Source organism: Curtobacterium sp. MCBA15_016, from assembly GCF_001865105.1.
In the GTDB taxonomy this organism is placed as follows: domain Bacteria; phylum Actinomycetota; class Actinomycetes; order Actinomycetales; family Microbacteriaceae; genus Curtobacterium.
This window is the reverse complement of the sequence record NZ_MJGR01000038.1, coordinates 3,716-4,326: the sequence shown is the minus strand read 5'-3', so window position 1 is coordinate 4,326 and position 611 is coordinate 3,716. Positions and strand designations below refer to the sequence as shown.

1 protein-coding gene is annotated in these 611 nt (G+C 75.5%); it reads left to right on the top strand.

Annotated elements, in window-relative coordinates:
- Nucleotides 1-93: 93 nt before the first annotated feature.
- Nucleotides 94-611: hypothetical protein (locus BIV03_RS19830; protein ID WP_175475903.1), on the top strand; the 518-nt coding region annotated here is incomplete at its 3' end.

Here is a 611-nt window from a genome sequence, read left to right as displayed (position 1 = left end):
CGCACGAGGTGCCGCTGCTGGCTGGAGGCTATCCGGAACCCGTGCGCGCGGTTCGTGTGCGGCGCTGTCGGCCGCACGGGTTACCGTCGGAGCATGGAGCGTTCGGAGATCCTCGCCGCGGCGGCTGCCGCGCACGCCGCCCGCATCGCCGAAGCCGGCGGTGACGACGCCGCCGCACGCGAACGGGCCGAACTCGTCCGGAAGCGGGCGGACGGGCTCGTCGACCGGATCGAGCGGAGCGAAGCCGCGGACGACGCCGCGCGTGACGCCGACCGCCGGCGGGCGGGAGAGGCTGACCGTGCCGCCTCCCGGACCGAGGGCTCGCTCTCGGACTGGCACCGGATGGGCACGCGGCGCGGGGTCACGCCCGACGAACAGGTCCGCACGGCGTGGACGGTCACGGGTGTTCCGGAACCGGGTGACGCGCGGGCCCTGGCGAACATCCTGCTGTCGACCGCGGGGCACGCCGGACGCGTCGCCGACGCCGCACGGAAGAACCCACGACTCTCGGGTGCCGCGAGTGCCGCGGCGCGACGGACGGTCCGGCGCTACACGGACCACGGTGCGGACATGGCGTCGTTGGGGGACGTGCTCGACGAGCCGGCCGACGA